Annotated in this window: 17 protein-coding genes; 6 read left to right on the top strand and 11 right to left on the bottom strand. The window is 75.7% G+C overall.

Features of this window, described 5'->3' with window-relative positions; genetic code table 11:
- Window positions 1-5: 5 nt before the first annotated feature.
- Window positions 6-986 carry an N-acetylmuramic acid 6-phosphate etherase gene (murQ, locus tag IH44_RS0131005; RefSeq protein WP_081967239.1) on the bottom strand — a complete coding sequence of 327 codons (981 nt, stop codon included), beginning with the start codon at window positions 984-986 and terminating at the stop codon, window positions 6-8.
- Window positions 987-1,638: 652 nt separating this feature from the next.
- On the opposite strand from murQ, the gene IH44_RS0131000 reads away from it, so the two are divergent.
- The 3 genes from IH44_RS0131000 (at window position 1,639) to IH44_RS0130990 (ending at window position 5,473) form a co-directional block, all read left to right on the top strand.
- On the top strand, window positions 1,639-2,622 hold the full coding sequence (locus IH44_RS0131000; RefSeq protein WP_030463100.1) for a hypothetical protein: 984 nt from the start codon (window positions 1,639-1,641) through the stop codon (window positions 2,620-2,622).
- Window positions 2,623-2,810: 188 nt separating this feature from the next.
- Window positions 2,811-3,788: an aldo/keto reductase gene (locus IH44_RS0130995; RefSeq protein WP_030463099.1), complete on the top strand. Its 978-nt coding sequence runs from the start codon at window positions 2,811-2,813 to the stop codon at window positions 3,786-3,788.
- An 86-nt stretch (window positions 3,789-3,874) separates the two neighbouring features.
- The gene (locus tag IH44_RS0130990) at window positions 3,875-5,473 is read left to right on the top strand and encodes a glycosyltransferase family 39 protein (protein WP_081967236.1); all 1,599 of its coding nucleotides are present in this window, start codon (window positions 3,875-3,877) and stop codon (window positions 5,471-5,473) included.
- A 20-nt stretch (window positions 5,474-5,493) separates the two neighbouring features.
- Here IH44_RS0130990 and IH44_RS0130985 read toward each other — a convergent pair whose 3' ends face one another.
- The 6 genes from IH44_RS0130985 to IH44_RS0130960 form a co-directional block, all read right to left on the bottom strand.
- Window positions 5,494-6,483 carry a DUF5996 family protein gene (locus IH44_RS0130985; protein ID WP_051817611.1) on the bottom strand — a complete coding sequence of 330 codons (990 nt, stop codon included), beginning with the start codon at window positions 6,481-6,483 and terminating at the stop codon, window positions 5,494-5,496.
- A gap of 122 nt (window positions 6,484-6,605) precedes the next feature.
- Window positions 6,606-8,276 carry a condensation domain-containing protein gene (locus tag IH44_RS0130980; RefSeq protein WP_051817606.1) on the bottom strand — a complete coding sequence of 557 codons (1,671 nt, stop codon included), beginning with the start codon at window positions 8,274-8,276 and terminating at the stop codon, window positions 6,606-6,608.
- A 4-nt stretch (window positions 8,277-8,280) separates the two neighbouring features.
- Window positions 8,281-9,162, bottom strand: a complete 882-nt coding sequence (locus IH44_RS0130975) for an aminoacyl--tRNA ligase-related protein (RefSeq protein ID WP_030463095.1) — start codon at window positions 9,160-9,162, stop codon at window positions 8,281-8,283.
- A gap of 125 nt (window positions 9,163-9,287) precedes the next feature.
- Entirely contained in the window at window positions 9,288-10,175 is an 888-nt protein-coding gene (locus IH44_RS0130970; protein ID WP_051817604.1) for a hypothetical protein, read from the bottom strand.
- A gap of 5 nt (window positions 10,176-10,180) precedes the next feature.
- A complete protein-coding gene (locus IH44_RS0130965; protein WP_081967235.1) occupies window positions 10,181-10,573 on the bottom strand; it encodes an acyl carrier protein in 393 nt (130 codons plus the stop codon).
- Window positions 10,574-10,724: 151 nt separating this feature from the next.
- Window positions 10,725-11,657 carry a 3-oxoacyl-[acyl-carrier-protein] synthase III C-terminal domain-containing protein gene (locus IH44_RS0130960; RefSeq protein ID WP_030463092.1) on the bottom strand — a complete coding sequence of 311 codons (933 nt, stop codon included), beginning with the start codon at window positions 11,655-11,657 and terminating at the stop codon, window positions 10,725-10,727.
- A 282-nt stretch (window positions 11,658-11,939) separates the two neighbouring features.
- On the opposite strand from IH44_RS0130960, the gene IH44_RS0130955 reads away from it, so the two are divergent.
- The 3 genes from IH44_RS0130955 (at window position 11,940) to IH44_RS0130945 (ending at window position 15,115) form a co-directional block, all read left to right on the top strand.
- On the top strand, window positions 11,940-13,145 hold the full coding sequence (locus tag IH44_RS0130955; RefSeq protein ID WP_030463091.1) for a glycosyltransferase: 1,206 nt from the start codon (window positions 11,940-11,942) through the stop codon (window positions 13,143-13,145).
- Between the two features lie 190 nt (window positions 13,146-13,335).
- A complete protein-coding gene (locus tag IH44_RS0130950) occupies window positions 13,336-14,292 on the top strand; it encodes an ATP-binding cassette domain-containing protein (RefSeq protein WP_198545072.1) in 957 nt (318 codons plus the stop codon).
- A 58-nt stretch (window positions 14,293-14,350) separates the two neighbouring features.
- Entirely contained in the window at window positions 14,351-15,115 is a 765-nt protein-coding gene (locus tag IH44_RS0130945) for an ABC transporter permease (RefSeq protein WP_030463089.1), read from the top strand.
- Between the two features lie 64 nt (window positions 15,116-15,179).
- Here the strand turns inward: IH44_RS0130945 and IH44_RS0130940 are convergent, their stop codons facing one another.
- The 4 genes from IH44_RS0130940 to IH44_RS0130925 form a co-directional block, all read right to left on the bottom strand.
- Entirely contained in the window at window positions 15,180-16,484 is a 1,305-nt protein-coding gene (locus IH44_RS0130940; RefSeq protein ID WP_030463088.1) for a PLP-dependent aminotransferase family protein, read from the bottom strand.
- Window positions 16,481-17,263, bottom strand: a complete 783-nt coding sequence (locus IH44_RS0130935; protein ID WP_232795148.1) for an alpha/beta hydrolase — start codon at window positions 17,261-17,263, stop codon at window positions 16,481-16,483. The genes IH44_RS0130940 and IH44_RS0130935 overlap by 4 nt, the downstream gene beginning before the upstream one ends.
- The gene (locus IH44_RS0130930) at window positions 17,263-18,201 is read right to left on the bottom strand and encodes a methyltransferase domain-containing protein (protein WP_030463086.1); all 939 of its coding nucleotides are present in this window, start codon (window positions 18,199-18,201) and stop codon (window positions 17,263-17,265) included. Before IH44_RS0130930 ends, IH44_RS0130935 begins: the two co-directional genes overlap by 1 nt.
- A 69-nt stretch (window positions 18,202-18,270) precedes the next feature.
- Complete coding sequence (locus tag IH44_RS0130925; protein ID WP_030463085.1) at window positions 18,271-19,377, bottom strand: alpha-hydroxy acid oxidase; 1,107 nt, start codon at window positions 19,375-19,377, stop codon at window positions 18,271-18,273.
- Window positions 19,378-19,427 lie beyond the last annotated feature (50 nt).

The following is a 19,427-nucleotide window of genomic DNA, read 5'->3' as shown; positions in this document are numbered from 1 at the left end:
GCCCGTCAGTTCCCTTCGGCGGTACGGGAGTTGGTGAGGGCGTCGCGCAGCCGTCCGTCGTGGCGGGCCAGCAGGTCGGCCGCGCGGGGCGCGTCCACGTCCGCGAGCAGCAGCAGGATCGCGTCCTTGACCCGTCCGCCGGTGGCGGCCAACGCGGCGTCCACGGCGGCGGGTTCGGCCTCGGTGGCGAGGGCGACGATCCGGCGGGCCCGGGCCCGCAGCTTGTCGTTGCTCGCCCGGAGGTCGACCATCAGGTCCCCGTAGGTCTTGCCGAGCCGGACCATGGTGATCGTCGAGATCATGTTGAGCACCAGCTTCTGCGCCGTCCCGGCCTTCAACCGGGTGGAGCCGGACAGCAGTTCGGGCCCGGTGACCACCTCGATCCGGTGCTCGGCGGCGGCCCCCAGCGCGGAGCCCCGGTTGCCGGCCAGCGCGACGGTGAGCGCCCCGAGCGCCCGGGCGTGCTCGACGGCGGCCAGCGCGTACGGGGTGCGGCCGGAGGCGGAGACGCCGACCACGGTGTCGGCGGCGCCCAGGCCCAGCGCGTCCAGGTCGGCGACGGCGGCGGCCCGGCCGTCCTCGGCGCCCTCGACGGCGGCGGTGACCGCGCCGGGGCCGCCCGCGATCAGCCCGACCACCTGCCCGGGCGCGGTACCGAACGTCGGCGGGCACTCCCCCGCGTCCAGCACGCCCAGCCGCCCGGCCGTCCCCGCCCCGGCGTACACCAGCCGCCCGCCGCGCCGCATCCGTTCGGCGATCGCGTCCACGGCCGCCGCGATCGCGGGCAGTTCCTCCGCGACCGCCTCCGGTACCGTCCGGTCCTCGGCGTTCATCAGCCGGGCCAGTTCCACCGTCGGCAGCAGGTCGATCCCGGCGCCCCCGTCCCGCCGCGCCTCGGTCACCAGCCGGTCCAGTCCCTCCGGCTCGTCCAGCCCCTCCGGTTCGCCGGGCTCGTCGGGCTCGTCGGGCAGGGGCTGCTGCGTCATCGGGGTGTCGGCCACGGCCCCCACCCTAAGCGCCTCGGGCAGGCCCAGGGCGGGGCGGCCCAGCAGGGCGGTCAGGGCGTGGCGCTGGCGGGCGGTCAGGTCGGGGACGAAGACGGCGGCCGCGGCGGCCGTCCGCTCGCAGAGCCGGGCCACCTCGCGGGCCTTGCCGCCGCTCAGCAGGGTCCGCTCCGAGTGCGGCAGCCCCATCTTGCGCGCCCCGCCCGCCGAGACGCCCCGCCGCTGCACCGCCCGGGCCACCACGCGGGCGCCCCGGGCGGTCAGCGCGGCGGCCGCGGCGTCCATCAGCGCCTCGAAGTCCCCCCCCCGCCCCCCGCCACCACGACCCCGCCCCGCGGCGCCCCCGCGCCCCCGCCCCGCCCCCGCGGGGGCGGCCGCCGATCAGGTCTACGGGGCCGGTGCACGGGGTCCAGGCTACGGGGCCGGTGCACGGGGACCGGGCTACGGGGACGCCGTGGCGGGGGCGGGGCCGACCGGGGCGCGATGCGAACGGGCTTGCGGGGGGCGGGGGTTGTTCTCCGGCAGTTGACCCCGGCATGGTGGCTTCGTTGCCGCCGGGGTGGATACGCTGCGGGTGGGTGCGGGACCGGCGGGACCGGGATGGCGGGCCGGGCCTTTCGACTCGGGGGTTCTCATGGCGCGGCGCGTCGTCCGTGCGGTGGTGCTGTTGGCCGTCGCGGTGTTGTTCCCGGCGCTGTCCGCCGTCGGGTCGGCCTCGGCCGACCCGGGTGGCGGCCAGGGGGCCGGGCCCGGGAACGGGTACCTGGTGACCGGGATCTCCGGGGTCCCGTCGCGGGTGGCGGGCGGGGGCGGGTTCACGGCGGTCGTCACGGTCGCTTCGACGTCGCACTACCGGCTGCTGGTGGACTCGCTGTTCCTGCGGGTGTCCGACCTGGACGACCCGTCCGGGCCGCAGGACGGCGTCTCGGTCGAGTGGCAGGACCCGGCCACCGGTGACTGGCGGCCCTCCGACACGCACAGCGGGACGGGGTGGGGCCTGGCGCCGGCCCGGCCGTTCGCCGTCGAGCCGCGCGGGACGCTGACCTTCCAGGCCCGGATCGGGCTGGACGCCGCGCTGCCCGGCGGCCGGTACGCGGTGGGGACGAACGGGGTGGCCGGCTACCGGCTGGTCGACGCCGCGGGGCGCGACGTGGGCCTGCTGGAGGGGCGCAGCCAGCCGCAGGCGGTGTTCCGCTACGCCGGTCCGTCGCCTTCCCCTTCTCCTTCCCCGTCGCCCTCGCCCTCCCCGTCCGGTTCCGCGTCCGCGTCCAGGTCCGCGACCTCGAGCGCTTCGGCGTCCGCCCCGGTGTCGCCCGATCCGGTGGTGGCGGCGCTGCCGTCCCCGGCGGGGTCGTCGGCCGGTGCCGACGAGGGGACGGGGACGCCGTCGCCCGCCGCCGGCTCGGACCCGCCCGTTCCGGCCGGTTCGCCGGCCGCGCTCTCCGCGCCAGCGGGTCCGGGCGAGGGCGAGGGCGAGGGCGCGGGGGCCGGGGAGCTGGACGCTGCGGGGCGGCGGCCGGTCGGGGTGACGCTGGTGCTGGGGCTGGTGTCGATCGCGGCCGGTTTCGGGCTGGGCGCGGTCTCGCTGCTGTTCCGGCGCCAGGACGTCCACCGGTAGGAGCCCGCCACCGGTAGGAATCCGCCACCGGTAGGAGCCCGCCACCGGTAGGAATCCGCCACCGGTAGGAGCCCGCCATCGGCCAGGACCGAACCGTCCGGTTTGGCGGGGGCCCGGGCCGGGCGTAGGCTGCGAACCGGGCCGAACCGAACCGTTCGGTTCTGGATCCTGCGCACTGGAGGCTTCTCATGCAGCAACGGACACTCGGCAGCCGGGGCCTGACCGTCTCCGCGATCGGCTACGGCGCGATGGGCCTGACCATGGCGTACGGGCCGGGCGACGAGCGGGCCGGTGTCGCGGCGCTGCGGCGGGCGTACGAGCTGGGCGTGACCTTCTTCGACACCGCGGAGCTGTACAACTGGGGCACCGGTTCGAACGAGGAGCTGGTGGGCCGGGCGGTGCGGGGCTTCCGCGACGAGGTGGTGCTGGCCACCAAGTTCGGCTTCGCCCGCACCGAGCGGGGCTTCGGCTTCGACAGCCGCCCGGAGAACATCCGCAAGGTCGCCGAGAACAGCCTGCGCGCCCTGGGCACCGACCGGCTGGACGTGTTCTACCAGCACCGGGTGGACCCGGCCGTCCCGATCGAGGAGGTGGCCGGCACCGTCAAGGAGCTGATCGAGGCAGGCAAGGTCGGCCACTTCGGGCTGAGCGAGGCGGGCCCGGAGACGGTCCGGCGCGCGCACGCCGTCCAGCCGGTGTCGGTCCTGCAGACCGAGTACTCGCTGTTCGAACGGGACGCCGAGCAGCTCTTCCCGACCCTGGACGAGCTGGGCATCGGCTTCGTCGCGTACTCGCCGCTCGGCCGCGGCTTCCTCACCGGCGCCACCAAACCGGCCGGCCAGTACGACCCGAGCGACATGCGCAACCACGACCCGCGCTGGCAGCCCGGCGCCTACGAGCAGAACCTGGCCGCGGTGGCCCGCCTGCGCGAACTCGCCACCGAGAAGGGCGCCACCCTCCCCCAGCTCGCCCTGGCCTGGCTGCTCGCCCGCGGCGAGCACATCGTCCCGATCCCCGGCACCCGCAGCGCCACCCGGATGTCCGAGAACGCCCGGGCCGCCTGGCTCACCCTCGACGCCGACGACCTCGCCGCCGTCGACGCCGTCCTCCCCACCGGCGGCTTCGGCGCCCGCTACCAGGAGGGCAGCCTCCCCGCCTGGACCTGACGCCCCCCTTGTCCCGGAGCGACCCTGACGGGGCATCAGGGTTCTCCCCGATGGGCGGGGCGGGCGGGCTCTGCCACACTCGCGCCATGGGCATTCGGGGGAACGCGCCCGCCGGTGGCGGCGTCGTACGTGCCGGGGGCCCGGCGGCCGGCCTGCCGCGCTTCGCGGTCGGGCCGGTGCTGGGGATCGCGGCCGCGGTGGTGGCGGTGGAGGCCGCCCTGGCGGGGCGGTACGGGTTCCACCGCGACGAGCTGTACTTCCTGGCGGCGGGGCGGCACTTGGCGTGGGGGTACGTCGACCAGCCGCCGCTGACACCGCTGTTGGCGCGGCTGTCCACGGCGGTGTTCGGTACCGGTCCGGCCGGGCTGCGGGCGGTCGCGGTGCTGCTGTGCGGGGCGACGGTGGCGCTGGTCGCCTTCGCCGCACGGGAGTTGGGGGCACGGCGGGCCGGGCAGGCGCTGGCGGCGGCCGGGGCGGCGGTGTCGGCGATGGTGCTGGCGCTCGGGCACATGCTGAGCACGGCGAGCTTCGACCTGTTCGTCTGGACGGTGCTCGGCGTGCTGGTGCTGCGCCTGCTGCGCACCGGCGACCGGCGCTGGTGGCCGGTGATCGGCGCGGTGACCGGGGTCGCGCTGCTGAACAAGGACCTGGTGCTGCTGCTGGCCGTCGCACTGCTGCCCGCGATCGCCCTCGCCGGGCCGGGCCCGGGCGACGGCGGGCCCGGGCCGCGGGCGGTGCTGCGCGGCCGGTGGCTGCCGGCCGGGGCGCTGCTGGCGCTGCTGGTGGCAGCACCCAACCTGTACTGGGAGGCGGTGCACGGCTGGCCGCAGCTCACCGTCGCCTCGGGCATCAGCGACCAGGACGGCCTGACCAACCGGCTGACCTTCGTCCCGATGCAGCTGGTCTACCTCTCCCCCGTGCTGATCCCGATCTGGCTGGCCGGGTTCCGCCGCCTGCGCGAGGACGAACGGGTGCGCTGGGCCCGGCCGTTGGGGTATGCGTACCTGGTGCTGTGCGGGCTGGTGCTGCTGCTCGGCGGCAAGCCGTACTACGCGCTGCCGCCGCTGCTGCTGGTGCTGGCGGCCGGGTGCGGGCCCGTCGCGGAGCGCTGGTGGGCGTCCGCGGGCACTGGCAGTGGTGGGGACGGTGGCGGGACGCGGCGCGGTCGGGTCCGGCTGGTGGGGCTGCTGCTGGTCGCGGCGCTGGTCAACTCGCTGATCACGCTGCCGGTGCTGCCCGCCGGCCGGTTGGCGGCCGTCTCCTGGATCTATCCGGAGTCGGCCGAACAGGTGGGCTGGCCCGAGCTGGTGGCGGCGGTCGGCGCGGGGTGGGCGCAGGTCCCTCCGGAGCAGCGCGGGCGGGCGGTGGTGTTCGCCACCGACTACGGCGAGGCGGGGGCGCTGGTGCACTACGGCGACCGCTACGGCCTGCCCGCCACGTACTCGGGCCACATGTCCTTCTACGACTGGGGCCCGCCGCCGGACTCCGCGACCGGCCCCGTTCTGCTGGTCCACCCGGAGCCGTACCCGCAGGTCGAACGGGCCTTCACCGGCTGCCGGCAGGTCGCCGTGGTGGACAACGGCCGGGGCGTGGCCAACGAGGAGCAGCACGCGCCGGTGCTGCTCTGCACCGGGGCGGCCGCCCCGTGGTCACGACTGTGGCCCCGGCTGCGGCACTTCTACTGATCCGCTGATCCGCCCTGCCGTCAGCGCTCCCGGTCCGCGCCTGCCTCCGCGTCCGTGTCCGTGTCCGTCTCCGTGCCCGGGAGCCTGCGCAGTTCGGTGTCGGTGATGCCGCCGGGGCACTCGCGGTCGCGTCCCCAGCCGGCCAGGTCGGCGCCGGCCCGGTAGGCGGATTCGAGGAACTCCAGGGCGGTGGCCCACGGGTCGGTGGCGGTGCGCACCTCGTCGTACGTCAGCAGGGCGAGGTGGCTGCCCCGGTTCGGGATCCAGCGGGCGGCGGCGGGGTGCAGCGGGCGGGTGTCGAGGCCGGCCGGTTCGGGGGCGGTGTAGGAGTAGAAGGCGGGGGCGGGGACGTTGTCGTCGCCGAACCAGAAGCCGGCGCTGATGACCTCGCGGGAGTACGCCTCGCGGGTGACCGGGTCGGCGGCGGGCTGGGGGACCTCGCGGTCGGAGAAGCGGGTGACGGCGAGGTCGAAGGTGTGCCAGAAGTGGTGGACGGGGCTGGTCTTGCCCGCGTACCCGGCGGCGTACTCCTCCAGCAGCAGGGCGACCTGGCTGAGGACGTGCCAGTAGGTGGTGACGGCGGCCGGGTCGTAGCTGCGGTGCTCGTGGTCGTCGGCGAACGGGCGGTGCGCGTCGGGCAGGTCGTAGGGGTAGGGGTGGTCGGGGAGCACGTCGATGTCGAGGTGGACCAGGGCGCGCAGGGTGTCGCGGTAGAAGTCGGCGACGGAGCGGCCGGTGAGCGGGAAGGAGTCCTCGGCGCCGTCGAGGGTGCGCACGTACAGGCGGTGGTCGGTGAAGTCGAAGTCGACGGTGAACGCGTCGCCGCCGCGGGTCGGGCCGGTGGGGCGGGTGGTGATGCCGCGTCCGGTCAGGTGGAAGGGGACGTTCCACCAGTGGTTGCGGCGGGTGCTGCCGGCCAGCCGGATCTTGCCGACGACCTGGGCGAAACGGTGCAGTGTCTCCTTGGTGTCCCGCCACGACTCCAGCGGCAGGGGCGGGAACAGCTCCATGGTGCACTCCGGCATGAGAGGAAGGGGGATCGCTGCCCATCCTCACCGCCCCGCCCCACCCCCGACGCCACGACGCGCCCGGACCGGAACCCGGCTGCTCCGTCCGGACGACTCCGGCCCGTTCAGTCGCGGCCGGTGCCGGTGGCGTGCGGGAGGACGTAGCGCTGGGGGGCCATGGCGGTGTCGTGGCCGGGGAGGGCGGTCATGACGGCGGTGTGGGCCTGGGCGGGGGTGAGGGGGGTGGGGCCGGGGTCGATGGTGGCTCTCAACTCGTCGTGTTCCCAGGTGACTTCGATGTCGCGGGCGGTGGGGAGGGCGGTGCGGAGCAGGTCGGCGACGGCGTCCAGGTCGATCCAGTTGGTGCCGACCCGCTGCCAGCGGGCCTTGTCGCGGCGGGCGGTGGGCAGGCCGCTGAGGGGGGCGATCTCGCTGTCGGGGCCGAGGGTGACGTTGCGGGTGCCGGCGAGGTCGAGCAGGCGGAGCAGGGCGTGGGCGAAGAGTTCGGTCTCTTCGCGGTCGAGGACGTCGGGGTGGGTGTGCAGGGTGAACTCGAGGCAGCCGGCGGTGCGCCAGATGTTGAGCATCAGCCGGGTGGGGGTGGGTTCGGCGGGGTACCAGGCGAGGTCGGGTTCGGTGGGCGGGAGCGGGCGGGCGGCGGCGATCTCGGCGGGGACGGTGGCGCTGAGGTCGTTGACCACGACGTGCCGGGCGAACCGGGCGCCGCGGCGGACGGCGACGTCCTCGATGAGCTGCCAGATCCGTTCGGCGTCGAAGGTGGCGTGCCAGTAGCCGGAGAGGGCGTGGGCCTGGGTGCGGGCGATCAGGGTGTCCAGGTCGGGGCAGTCGGTGTCGACGGCGAGCAGGGCGTCCTGGGCGAGGGTGCCGATGTGGTCGGCGAGGCCGGGGCGGTGGCGGTTGGCGGAGAGGGCGGCCATCACCACGGTGGAGCGGGCCGCCCGGTGGGCGGCGAGGACGGCGTAACAGGCCAGCAGGACGGCCGAGTTGGAGGCGCCGGTGCGGGTGGCGGCGCGTTCCAGGGCGGCGGCGCCGGCGGTGGAGCGGACGCCGAGGGTGGGCAGCAGGGTGTCGTTGGGGCCGATCCGGTCGTCGGCGAACACCGAGGTGGGCCGGTCGGCGAGGATGTGCTCCCAGTGCCGCAGGGCGGCCTTGGTGCGGCGCTGCCCGGAGACGGACTGCTCCTGTTCGGCGACGTCGACGGGGGTGGGCGCGGTGGGCGGGGGCAGGGTGCCGCCGGCGGCCAGGGTCAGCCACTCCTGGAACAGCAACCCGGTGGCGACACCGTCGAGTTGGGCGTGGCAGATGACCACGGCGAGCAGCACGGGCGCGCCGTCCCGGGTGAGCAGGGCGAACCGGAGCGGGAACTCGGCGGCCAGGTCGAACGCCTGCCGCCGCCCGTCCCAGCAGTACGCCTCGGCCCGGGCGGCCGGGTCCTCGCCGTCCGCGAGCGCGATCACCTGGACGGTGAACTCCCCTGCGGCACGGACGCGTTGGCGCTCGGGGTGGCGGTCGGCGGGGCCGGGGAAGACGGTGCGCAGCGCGGCGTGCCGCTCGGCGAGGGTGCGCAACGCATCGAGGCAGGCCGGGAGTTCGGCGCCGGGCGGGACGCTCCAGGTGGCCTGCTTGTTCATGTGCGAGGGTTCGTCGTGGCGCAGGCAGCGGATCATGTTGTCCTGGCCGAGGGTGAGCGGGCCCTCGGCCTCGGGCGCGGTGGAGCGGTAGTGCAGGGTGAGGGTGGTGTGCTCCGGGGTGTTCCCGGCTGGTGCGGCTGACACGGTGTCAGTCTCCGTTCAGGGCGGTGCCGATGTGCGGGGGCCAGTCGACGGGGCGGGGGCCGTGGGCGTGCAGCAGGGCGAGGGCGATCCGGTCGAGGCCGAAGGCGGTGCAGGCGGTGTGGCCGGTGGCGCCGTCGGCGGTGAAGTCGAAGGCCTCGCCGAAGTGGTCCTTGTGGATGTTGGCGGAGGCGATCGCCTGGGGCAGGCCGTCGGCCACCGGGACGCGCAGCTCGAACTTCAACTCCTGGGCGCGCTGGGCGGCTTGGTAGAGCTTGCGGCCGCCACCGAAGAACGGGTCGTCGGCGAGTTCGACCGAGGGCTTCAGGCCGAGGCCCTCCAGCCAGTCGGCGACCCGCCGCAGCCAGTGCTCGCGCCACTCCTGGCAGTGCGCGGGGGTGCCGGCGGTGACGAGTTCGGCCATCTTGAAGCTGCGCAGCCGGCCGGGTTCGGCGGTGGCCTCCTGCCGGAAGCACTGCGCCTCGACGCTGTAGCGGACGGGCGCGGCGAGGTCCTGCCCGGTCAGGGTGGCGTAGACGGGGTAGCAGGCGGCGGGCAGCAGGACCAGGTCGGTGATCTCCTGCCTGGCGTGCCAGGGGCCGGACTCGGCGATCAGCGGGGCGAGGCCGCGCCATTCGGAGGCGCTGCCGGTGTAGCTGTGCACGGTGCCGAGCAGGTGCGGGAAGGAGGCGGCGAAGCCGGCCCGTTCGATGGTGGCGCGGGAGATCACCGGCGGGACGACCAGCCGTTCGAAGGGCTCGTCGGCGGCCAGCCGGGCGATCGACTCGCGCAGCGCGCCGAGCAGCTTCTCGTAGGCGGCGGGCTGGAGTTGGACGCCGGGCGCGGCGGTGGGCAGCGGGGTGGCGTCGTCGGGGTGGCGGGTGCTCATGGCTCTGCCTCGGTCAGGGTCGGGGCCGGTGGTCGGCGGCAGCGGCGGGGGCGAGGGCGCGGGGTGGCGTGGGAACGGCGGCGGGCCCGGCTGTGGGACCGGCTGTGGGCCCGGCCGGGCGGCGGTCACGGGGCGGGTTCCGCGGGTGCCCAGTGGGCGAGGTCGAGACGGCCGGTCTCCGGTTCGTGGTCGGCGAGCGCGAGGGGGCGGCCGGCCAGTCCGGGGTCGGCGAGGGCCGCGCCGAGGGCGGCCCAGCCGCCGGTGTACGGGTTGCCGGGGCGGGCGGTGCGGGTCCGCGGGCCGGGCGGCGGCGTGGCGGCGGCCAGGCCGGGGCCGAGCAGCAGCACCGTGTCGGCGGGCAGTTCGGCGCACAACTCCCTGAGTGCGACGTCGACTTGACGGTCCGTCAGGTCCGGTGTGCTGTGCAGTTCCCGCAGCGCGCGGCCGGGCGTTCCGGCCTCCGGGTCCGCTTCCCAGAGCAGGGCGGCGGCGGAGTGCCGGTCGGGGAGCCGGGCGGGCCGGTGCGGGCGGTGGTGCAGGTCGGCCTGTTCGACGGCGATCAGCAGGGCGCGCCGGGCCCCGGCGGTGCGGGCGTACGCGTCGGCGATCCGCAGCGCGCTGAACCCGGCGCCGGCGCCCTCGTCGCAGAGCGCGAAGGACAGCGGCGCGCCCGGGCAGACCCCGGCGAGGTGCAGGGCCACGGCCTGTCCGGGGCGGACGTCGGGCGTGGCGTACACCAGCAGCAGCAGGTCGACCGGGCGGGCCGGGTCGGTCAGGGCGTCGATGGCGCGTTCGGCCAGCGCGGCGTACGACTGCCCGCGGGCCCCGGCCAGCGCGTCCTCGTCGAGCTGCACGCCGTACGGGCGGGACAGGTCGGCGGTGAAGGTGCGCAGGTCGGGGTCGGCGGCGAGCGGGGAGTGGCCGGGCAGGTCGAGGGCGTGGGCGGCGGTCAGGCGCAGCGGGGAGGCGGCGCGCGACAGGGTGGTGGCGGGGAGCGGTCCGCGGACGCGCACGGTCGTCAGTCCTCGGCGATGACGTGTCCGGCGACGAAGCCCGCCAGGGTGCCGACCGAGCGCAGGTCGTCCTGGTCGATGCCCTCGACGTCGATCTGCACGTCGAGGTGGTCCTCGAGTTCGAGGATGAGTTCCAGGGTGGCGGCGGAGGTCAGGCCGACCTCGTCGAACAGGCAGGCGTTCTCGCCGATCTCGGGCAGGTCGCGCTTGAGCACCCGGGGCAGCAGCTGCAGGATCCCGTCGAGGGCGCGGCCGCGCAGCTCGGGGTCCACGTCGGCGGCGGTGCCGGTGGCGTCCGGGGCGTCCGGGGCGTCCGGGGCGTCCGGGCTGTCGGCGAGGGCTACCGCGCCGGTGGCGGTGTTTTCGGGCAGGGCGAGGTCGGTGGCGGAGTCGGTCATGGCGATCCCCTGATCTGGCCGGCACTCCGGCGGCGTGGCCGGGTGCGGGCGGGTGGACTGGGTGGCGTGGGCGCGCGGCAGCGTCGGCGCGCGGTGCAGCCGGGCCCCGGCGGACGTCCGGCCGCCCCCGGTGTGCGGAGGGCGGGACGGGTCAGTGCTGGAGCACCATGGCGGCGAAGGTCGCGCCGATCCCGGACGCGGCGACCAGGTAGCGGTCGCCGCGGCGGAGCAGGCCGCGGGTGGTGGCGGTGTGGTGGTTGAGCAGGATGTCGGCGGCGAAGCTGTGCCCCACCGCCGGGACGTTGTCCAGCACCACGCGTTCGGGCGGGTACCCGGTCCGGCGGCAGATCCGTTTCCAGGAGATCTGGTTGACGTTGTGCGGCAGCAGCAGCCGGATCGAGTCCCAGCTCTCGCCGGCCTCCTCCAGTGCGGCTTCCATCACGGCCGTCATCAGTTCCGGGTAGCTGCGCTGGTACTCCAGCATCAGCTCCGGGTCCTCGGCGAGCCGCCCGTCGAACTCGCCGTGCTGGTCGACCGCGTAGGACAGCACGCGGTCGCGTTCGCCTCCGGCCCGCACCAGGCAGGCCGCCGCCCCTTCGCCGAACAGGGCGGTGTCCGGGACGATGCGGGCGTCCCGGGTGAAGGTCTTCTCGCCCGCCAGGATCAGCGCCGTCGCCGCGGGGTCCGGGTCTGCCGCCAGCAGCCGGCCGGCCACGTCCAGGGCCAGCAGCGAGCCGGCGCAGGCGTGGTGGGTGATGGTGAGGGCACGGGCGTGCGTCAGCCCCAGACGGCCGAGCGCGTCGTGCAGCGGGTTGTGCGGGTAGGGTGCCGCGATCGGCAGGCTGCGCGCGTGCAGCACGTACTTCACGCGGTGTTCGTTGCCGCGCAGCGGGGCCAGGGCCTTCGCTGCGGCGGTGAGCAGGTCGGTCAGGTCTCCGTCGGGGTCCACCCTGACCTGGTCCAGGCCGTGGAACCGGCGGAACAAGCTGATCTGACGTCCTGTCAGTCCCAGGCGCTCCCCGACCAGTTCGATCGGTTCGGCGACGGGCGGCAGGTGGACGGCGACTGCCTCCAGAGCGGTCACGCGGGCTAGTATTCCGTCGCCTCACCGGCCCGCACAAGAGATCGCCGACGCTTCCTTCCCGGGATCCCCCTGTGGTCTGTACCACTCCTCCCTCGTTTGCACACGACTCGTGCGGGATTTCCGCTGGTGCCGCCCGAACCTCCGCCGATTCCGGCCCGCCCGGGGCCGGTTGACGACCCGTCGCGCCCTGTCCGCGCGCTCACGACCCGTCTCGCCCGGTGCGCGTGCACCGTGCGCGCACACCGGCTCCGTTTCCGTTTCCGCCTCCGAGGAGAACCGCCGATGTCCGCTCCCGCCGTTCCGCTGCGCCTGCTGATCGTGGTGCCCCCGCTGGCCGGGCACCTGCTGCCGGCCCGGGCGCTGGCCCTGGCCTGGGCCGCGCGCGGGCACGAGGTGTCCTGGGTGGGGCCGGAGCCGGCGCTGCGGCCGGTGCTCGGGCCGGACGCGGTGGTGCATCCGACCGGCGCCCGGCTGTTCCGCGAGCAGGCGGTGGGCGGGGCGGCGGCGGTGCGCTCGCTCTGGGAGGGCTTCGTGGTGCCGCACACCCGGTTCACCCTGGGCACGGTGCGGCGGGCCGTCGCGCAGTGGCGGCCGGACGTGGTGCTGGTCGACCAGCACAGCCCGGCGGGCGCGCTGGCCGCGCACGGCGCGGGCGTGCCGTGGGCGAGCTTCGCCCCGTCCTCGCTGGAGATCGGCGACCCGTTGGACGGCAGCGGTGGCGACAACGGCGGCGGCGGGCTGGCCGGTTGGCGGGACGGGGTGCTGCGCGGCCTGTGGGAGCGGGCCGGGCTGCCCGCCGGGCAGTACACCGATCCGCGCTTCTCCCCCGGCCTGGTGGTGGCCACCGGCAGCGCCGCCCTGCTCGGCCTGGACGCCGCGGCCGTCCCGGCAACGTACGCGCTGGTCGGTCCGCTGCTCGCGGAGCGGCCCGAACCGCCGTTCCCGTGGGAGCGGTTGGACCCGGCGCGGCGCCGGGTGCTGGTCACCATGGGGACGCTGTCCGCCGAGGTGGCGGGCGGTTTCCTGGACCGGGTGGCGGCCGCGCTGGCCGAACTCCCGGACGTGCAGGCGGTGGTGGCCGCCCCCGGGGAGGCCGCGCTGCCGCCGGGCGCGATCGGGTGCGCGCGCGTTCCGGTGCTGGAACTGCTTGAGCGCGGGGCGGTGGACGCCGTACTGTGCCACGGCGGGATGAACACCGTGGGCGAGTCCCTCGTCCACGGCAGGCCGTTGGTCCTCGCCCCGATCCGGCACGACCAGCCGGTGACCGCCGGACGGCTGGCCGCACTGGGTGCGGCCGTCCGGGTCGACTTCGCCACCGCCACCTCCGACCAGCTGCGTGCGGCGCTGCGCGCCGTCCTCGACCGGCCCGGGTACCGGGACGCGGCCGCGCTGCTGGGCCGTCAACTGCGGGCCGGGGGCGGGGCGGTGGCGGCCGCCGAGCGGCTGGAGCGGTTCGCGCGCGCACCGCACCGGACCGGTCCCGCCTGATGGTCCAGACCATTGTCGGCGGGCCGGGTCGGGCCCTAGGGTCTGCTCCGGCGTCCCCCGCCCCTCCCCTCCCCCGAAGCTCTCCCGAGCACCCGACCGCACCCGACCGCACGCGTGCACACCCGACCGCACCCGACCGCACGCGTGCACACCCATTCGCACCCACCGACCACAGGAGTCCGGGTTGATCGTGACCAAGGGGCTGCGCAAGTCCTTCCAGCCCCGCCGCGGCGCCGCCGCCGTCGACGCGGTGCGCGGCATCGACCTGAACGTCGCGGAGGGCGAGATCTACGGCCTCCTCGGCCCGAACGGCGCAGGCAAGACCACCACGCTGCGCATGCTCGCCACCCTGCTCGTCCCCGACGGCGGCGCGGCCACCGTGGCCGGCGCCGACCTGCGCGCCGAGCCCGGCGAGGTCCGCCGCCGGATCGGCTACGTCGCCCAGGGCGGCGGCACCACCGACCAGGCCACCGCCCGCGAGGAACTCGTCCTGCAGGCCCGGATGTACGGCGTCCGCAAGGCCGAGGCCGTGCAGCGCGCCGAACAGGGCCTGGCCGCCTTCGACCTGACCGAGTTCGGCGACCGGGTCTGCAAGACGTACTCGGGCGGCCAGCGCCGCCGCCTCGACCTGGCGCTCGGCGTCGTCCACCGGCCCGGCGTGCTGTTCCTGGACGAGCCGACCGTCGGGCTCGACCCGCGCAGCCGCGCCCAGGTGTGGGCCGAGGTCCGCCGCCTGCGCGAGCAGGGCATGACGGTGCTGCTGACCACCCACTACCTGGACGAGGCCGACGCCCTGTGCGACCGGATCGGCATCGTCGACAACGGCGGCATCGTCACCGAGGGCACCCCCGAGGAGCTCAAGCGGAAGATCTCCGGCGACTCCGTCACCATCGGCCTGCCCGACGCCGGGGCCACCGACCGCGCCGAGCGCGAGCTGGCCGAACTCCCCTGCGTGCAGCGCCTGGAGGCACTGCCGGACGGGGACGGGCTGCGCCTGCACGTGGACTCCGCGGCCACCGCGATCCCGCAGCTGCTGCGCACCCTGGCCGCGGCCGGCCTGGAGCCGGAGCACGTCCAGTTGCAGCGCCCCAGCCTGGACGACGTGTTCCTGGCCCTGACCGGCCGCGCGCTGGTCCACAGCAGCTGACCCCCGTCCCCCGTCCGGCACCGAAGCCCCCGAAGCCACCGAAGCCCCCGAGGTCCCCGTGAAGCTCGCCCGCGACACCTGGCTGGTCTACCAGCGCCAACTCCTCCTGATGGCCCGCTCCCCCGTGTGGATCGCCGTCGGTCTGCTCCAACCCCTGTGCTACCTGCTGCTGTTCGCCCCGCTGCTGACCTCCGCGCTGGCCGCGTCCGGCGCGCACGGCACCGCCGACGCCTACCGGATCTACGTGCCCGGGCTGCTGTCCGCGCTGGCGCTGATGGGCGGCCTGTTCACCGGTTTCACCCTGCTCGGCGAGCTGCACGCGGGCGTCATCGAGCGGTCCCGGGTGACGCCGGTCAGCCGGGTCGCCCTGCTGCTGGGCCGGGCGCTGCGGGAGACCACCGCGCTGCTGATCCAGTCGGTGCTGATCGCCGTGCTGGCGATCCCGTTCGGCCTGACCGTGGGCCTGGCCGACCTGCTGCTGGCGCTGGCGATGCTGGCGCTGATGGCCCTGATGGCGTCCTCGGTCTCCTACGGGCTGGCCCTGCTGGTGCCCACCGACGCGGCGCTGGGCCCGGTGGTCAACACCATCGCGCAGCCGCTGGCGCTGCTCTCCGGCACCCTGCTGCCGATCGCGCTGGCCCCGGTCTGGCTGCGCACCGCCGCGTCCTGGAACCCCTGCTACTGGGCGGTGGAGGGCATGCGCGCCCTGTTCGCCGGGCACCTGGACGCCCCCGAGGTGTGGCGCGGCCTGCTGCTGACGGCGCTGCTGATGGCCGTCGCGGTGGCCTGGTCGGCGCGGCTGTTCGCCCAGCGGATCCGCTGACGGCAGGCACGGCCGAGCGGGGCCCGGCGGCAGGCGTGCCGGGCCCCGCTCGGTGCTGTCCGGGTCAGCCCGCCGGGAGCTGCTCCTTGACGAAGGCGGCCAACCGCCGCACCCCGTCCGCGATCTGATTCGGCGTCAGGTAGGAGCAGGAGAGCCGCAGTTGGTACTCTCCACCGCCCCCGGGGTGGAAGCCGTCCATCGGCGTCCACAGCACGCCGTGCTTGCGGGCGCACGCGTCGAGGGCCCGGGCGTCGGCCCGGAACGGCACCGTGACGACGGCGAAGAAGCCGCCGTCGGGGTGGTTCCAGGAGACGCCGGGGACGTCCCGGAAGGCGGTCTCCAGCTCGGCCAGCAGGGTGTCCATGTTGCGGGCGTAGAAGCGCCGGGCGGGCTCGTTGGCGTCCCGCAGGCGCAGTCCGCCGTCCAGCAGCATGCCGCCGATGACGGCCTGGCTGAGCGCCGAGGTGTTGACGGTGGTCATGCTCTTGAGCTTGGCGAGCTCGTCGGCGAGCAGGCCCTCGCGGCCGTCCGGGGCGGCCACCCGCTGGTCGGCGACCACGTAGCCGACCCGGGCGCCGGGGAAGCAGGTCTTGGCGAAGGAGCCGAGGTAGACCACGTTGCCGCGGTCGCCGTCCAGGGCCTTGAGGGTGGGGCGGGGGTCGGCGGTGCGGCCGAAGAAGCCGTACGGGTTGTCCTCGATCAGCAGGACGCCGGTCTCCTCGGCCACCGCCAGCAGCCGGCGGCGGGCCGGCTCGTCCAGGCTGGCGCCGCTGGGGTTGGCGAAGTCGGGGACGACGTAGCAGGCCCGGGGGCGTTTCCCGGCGGCGCGCAGGTCGCGGACGGCCGCGGCCAGCGCCTCGGGGTCGAGTCCGCTGTCGCGTCCGGCCTCCGGGACGGGGTGCACGGTGAGGTCGAGCAGCCGGGCGGCGCCGGTGACGCCGACGTAGCAGGGCGCGGAGACCAGCAGCACGTCGTCCGGCCCGGCGCACAGGGCGCGCAGCACCAGCAGCATGCCCTCCTGGGCGCCGACGGTGACCACCAGCGCCTCGGGGTCGGCGTCGATGCCCTCGTCGGCGGCCAGGGCGCGGGCGATCAGCGGGGCGATCAGGCCCTTGGTGCGCCCGTACTGGAACACCTCCTGGCGGACCTGGCTCTCCGTCAGGCCGCGTTCCTCGCGCAGGTGGCGCAGGTAGGTGTCCAGGTGTTTCGGGATGTCGGCCGGGTCGAAGAACTCCTCGTGCGGGCGGCCGGGGGCGAAGGAGACCGCCTCGGGGTAGCGGCCGGTGACCTCGTTGAGGAAGGTCATCGCGTCCAGCAGCGGGTCGGCCAGCGAGCCGTGCAGGTCGGCGAGGTGCAGCACCCGGGTCACCGCTGCTGCTCCGCGGCCCGGTAGGCGGCGGTGAGCACGGTGGCGGGCGGCAGGCCGGCCAGCGAGGGGGCGCGCAGCGGGGAGGCCAGCGGGTTCGCGCCGTCGGCCGGGTCGGCCAGGTAGTGGTCCCAGTACCAGGCGACCGAGTGCCGGTTGAACAGCGCCGGGTCGTCGTCCGTCCCGGGGGGCGGGACGCGGTGGTCGGTGTTGGGGTAGACCAGCAGCTGGTGCAGGATCGCGGGGCCGCCGCGCTCGCGGGCCAGCAGGGTGAGCGCGGCGGCCAGGTTGCCGCCGGCGCTGTCGCCGCCGACCGCGATCCGGGCCGGGTCGAGGCCCAACTCGGGTGCGTGGCGGGCGATCCAGTCGAGAGCGGCCCAGCAGTCGTGGACGGCGGCGGGGAAGCGGTGCTCGGGGGCGTGCCGGTAGCCGACGGCGAGCACGTCGGCGCCGGTGGCATTGGCCAGGGCACGGCAGACCGGGTCGCCGGTGTCGAGGGAGCCGAGCGCCCAGCCGCCGCCGTACAGGTAGAGCAGGGCGGGGCCGGGGGCGGCGTCCGCCGGGCGGGGGGCGGGCCGGTAGTGGCGCAGGGCGAGCGGGCCGCCGGGGCCGTCGACGGTGAACTCCCCGACGTGGTGGACTCCTTCGCCCGTTCCGGTGGCGGCCCGCAGGTCGGCGAGGTCGGCGGCGCGGGCCTCGGCGAGGCTGCGGGTGTACAGCGGCGGGGTGCCGGCGGCGGCGCGGCGGGCCCGCATCGCCTCGGCCTGGGGGTGCAGCGGCATCAGTGCGGTCCTCCGGGGGCGGCGTCGGGGGCGACGGCCTCCAGGTAGATCGACTCGTCCTTGCGGAAGGCGGTGTCGAGGGCGGCGACGTCCGGTCGGGCGCCGGTCTGGAACTCCCGTCGTACGACGGTGAATGCGCCGTAACCGGCGCGGTCCAGAACGTACCGCAGTTCGGCCTCGTCGTAGATCCAGCGGTGGCCGAAATGGTAGAAGATCTGGTTCAGCATGAAGGCCCGGCGCTCCGGCATCGGCGGCCCGACCCGCATGGTGCGCAGGCGGCGGCGGTGGCGGCGGAAGAACTGCTCCCGGTCGTCGAGGTAGCCGGTGACGTACGCGGCCAGGTCCGGGGTGGTGATCCGGAGCAGGCCACCGGGGCGCAGGACGCGGCGCACCTCGGCCAGCCAGGTCACGGCGGTGCCGAGCGGGACGTGCTCGATCAGGTGCTCGGCGTACACCCAGTCGACGCTGTGGTCGGCGAACGGGAGCGGCCGGGCGATGTCGAGGCGGGTGTACAGGCTGCTGCCGTCGATCCGGTAGACCGGGCCGGGGCGGGTGGCGGTGACGACACCGTCGGCGTCCGGGCGGGCGTCCGGGTGGGCATCCGGGCGGGCGTCCGGGTCGGCGTCGGTGTGCAGGCCGACCAGGTCGGTGCCGAGGCCCTGCGGGTGGCGGGTGCGGAACGCGGCGAACTCGATGCCCGTGACGCCGAGTTCGCGGAAGTCCTGGTGGGTGTGCGGCACTTCGGGGCGGACCAGCTCGATCGAGGTGCACCGGGCGAGGTCGTCGGTGAACGCGTCGGTGCGGGCTTCGAGGCCCTCGGGGTCCTCCCAGTCCCAGTCCGCGAACAGCTCCGCGGCGGGACTCTCGGCAGGGCTCTCGACGAGGGGTTCGGTGGGGCTCTCGACGGGGGGTTCGGTGGGGGGTTCGGTGGTCGTCATGCGCGTCGTTCCGTTCTGTTTGTCGGTGGTCCGTCATGGGCCCCTATATATAAGGAGAGCGACGGCCACTCAGCGATGCGTGGGGGCGGCCCCCGGCCGGGGCGCGAGGGCGCCGCGGTCGAGGTCCGCGAGGGTGGGCCGGCCGGCCAGCACCATGGTGTCGAGCAGCTCCTCGCGCAGCAGGTCGAGCACCGCCCGGGCGCCGTCCGCGCCGCCGTGCGCCAGGCCCCACAGCACGGGCCGCCCGATCAGGGCGGCGCGGGCGCCGAGGGCCAGCGCCCTGGCGAGGTCGGCGCCGTGCCGCAGGCCGCCGTCGACCAGCACCGGGAGGTCGGCCGGGACGGCGGCGACCACCTCGGCCAGGGCGTCCGGCGCGGGCGGGGTGCCGTCGAGCTGGCGGCCGCCGTGGTTGGAGACCACCAGGCCGTCCACGCCGTGCTCGACGGCGAGCCGGGCGTCCTCGGCGGTGAGCACGCCCTTGAGCAGCAGCGGCAGCGTGGTGCGCCGCCGCAGCCAGGCCAGGTCGGCCCAGGTGACCGTCGGGTCGAACTGCTGCCGGGAGTGCTCCTCGATGCCGGAGCGGCCCGCTTCGGCCCGCCCGGCGCCGCTGGTGAGCCGGGCCGCCAGGTTGGCGGCGGTCATGCCGGGCGGCAGCGCGAAGGCGTTGCGCAGGTCGCGCAGCCGGCGGCCGACCTTGGGCGCGTCGACGGTGAGCACCAGCGCCCGGTAGCCGGCCGCCTCGGCCCGCGCGACCAGTGCGGCCAGCGCCTCGCGGTCGCGCAGCCAGTACAGCTGGAGCCAGCGCGTCCCGTCGGGCGCCGCCTCGGCGATCTGCTCCAGGGTGCGCCCGGCGAAGATGCTGGCGACCAGCAGCGCCCCGGCCGCGGCGGCGGCCCGGGCGGTGGCGCACTCGGCGTCGGGGTGGGCGAGCCCGTGGTAGGCCATCGGGGCGACGCCGTACGGGGCGGCCAGCCGGTCGCCGAACAGCTCGGTGCGGCAGTCGGGGGCCGAGACGTCCACCAGGACGCGCGGGCGCAGCAGGTGCCGCTGCCAGGCGTCCCGGTTGGCCCGGGCGGTCCACTCGGATCCGGCCGCGCCGTCGAAGAAGTCCCAGATCACAGCGGGCAGTCGGGCCTTGGCCAGCGCGCCGTGCTCCGCCAGGGTGAGCGGAACCATCGCGTCCGAACCTCCTGATGATCCGTCAACTCGTGCGAAAACGAGGGACA

The organism is Kitasatospora sp. NRRL B-11411 (assembly GCF_000721345.1).
Classification (GTDB): Bacteria; Actinomycetota; Actinomycetes; order Streptomycetales; family Streptomycetaceae; genus Kitasatospora; species Kitasatospora cineracea.
This window is presented reverse-complemented; position numbering and strand designations above follow the sequence as displayed.

Excerpts from the sequence above, each read along its gene's own strand:
- IH44_RS0130990 (WP_081967236.1), top strand. The coding sequence starts at position 3,875 with ATGGGCATTCGGGGGAACGCGCCCGCCGGTGGCGGCGTCGTACGTGCC.
- murQ (WP_081967239.1), bottom strand. The coding sequence starts at position 986 with ATGACGCAGCAGCCCCTGCCCGACGAGCCCGACGAGCCCGGCGAACCG.
- IH44_RS0131000 (WP_030463100.1), top strand. The coding sequence starts at position 1,639 with ATGGCGCGGCGCGTCGTCCGTGCGGTGGTGCTGTTGGCCGTCGCGGTG.
- IH44_RS0130930 (WP_030463086.1), bottom strand. The coding sequence starts at position 18,201 with ATGACGACCACCGAACCCCCCACCGAACCCCCCGTCGAGAGCCCCACC.
- IH44_RS0130985 (WP_051817611.1), bottom strand. The coding sequence starts at position 6,483 with ATGGAGCTGTTCCCGCCCCTGCCGCTGGAGTCGTGGCGGGACACCAAG.
- IH44_RS0130925 (WP_030463085.1), bottom strand. The coding sequence starts at position 19,377 with ATGGTTCCGCTCACCCTGGCGGAGCACGGCGCGCTGGCCAAGGCCCGA.
- IH44_RS0130965 (WP_081967235.1), bottom strand. The coding sequence starts at position 10,573 with ATGACCGACTCCGCCACCGACCTCGCCCTGCCCGAAAACACCGCCACC.
- IH44_RS0130955 (WP_030463091.1), top strand. The coding sequence starts at position 11,940 with ATGTCCGCTCCCGCCGTTCCGCTGCGCCTGCTGATCGTGGTGCCCCCG.
- IH44_RS0130975 (WP_030463095.1), bottom strand. The coding sequence starts at position 9,162 with ATGAGCACCCGCCACCCCGACGACGCCACCCCGCTGCCCACCGCCGCG.
- IH44_RS0130995 (WP_030463099.1), top strand. The coding sequence starts at position 2,811 with ATGCAGCAACGGACACTCGGCAGCCGGGGCCTGACCGTCTCCGCGATC.
- IH44_RS0130935 (WP_232795148.1), bottom strand. The coding sequence starts at position 17,263 with ATGCCGCTGCACCCCCAGGCCGAGGCGATGCGGGCCCGCCGCGCCGCC.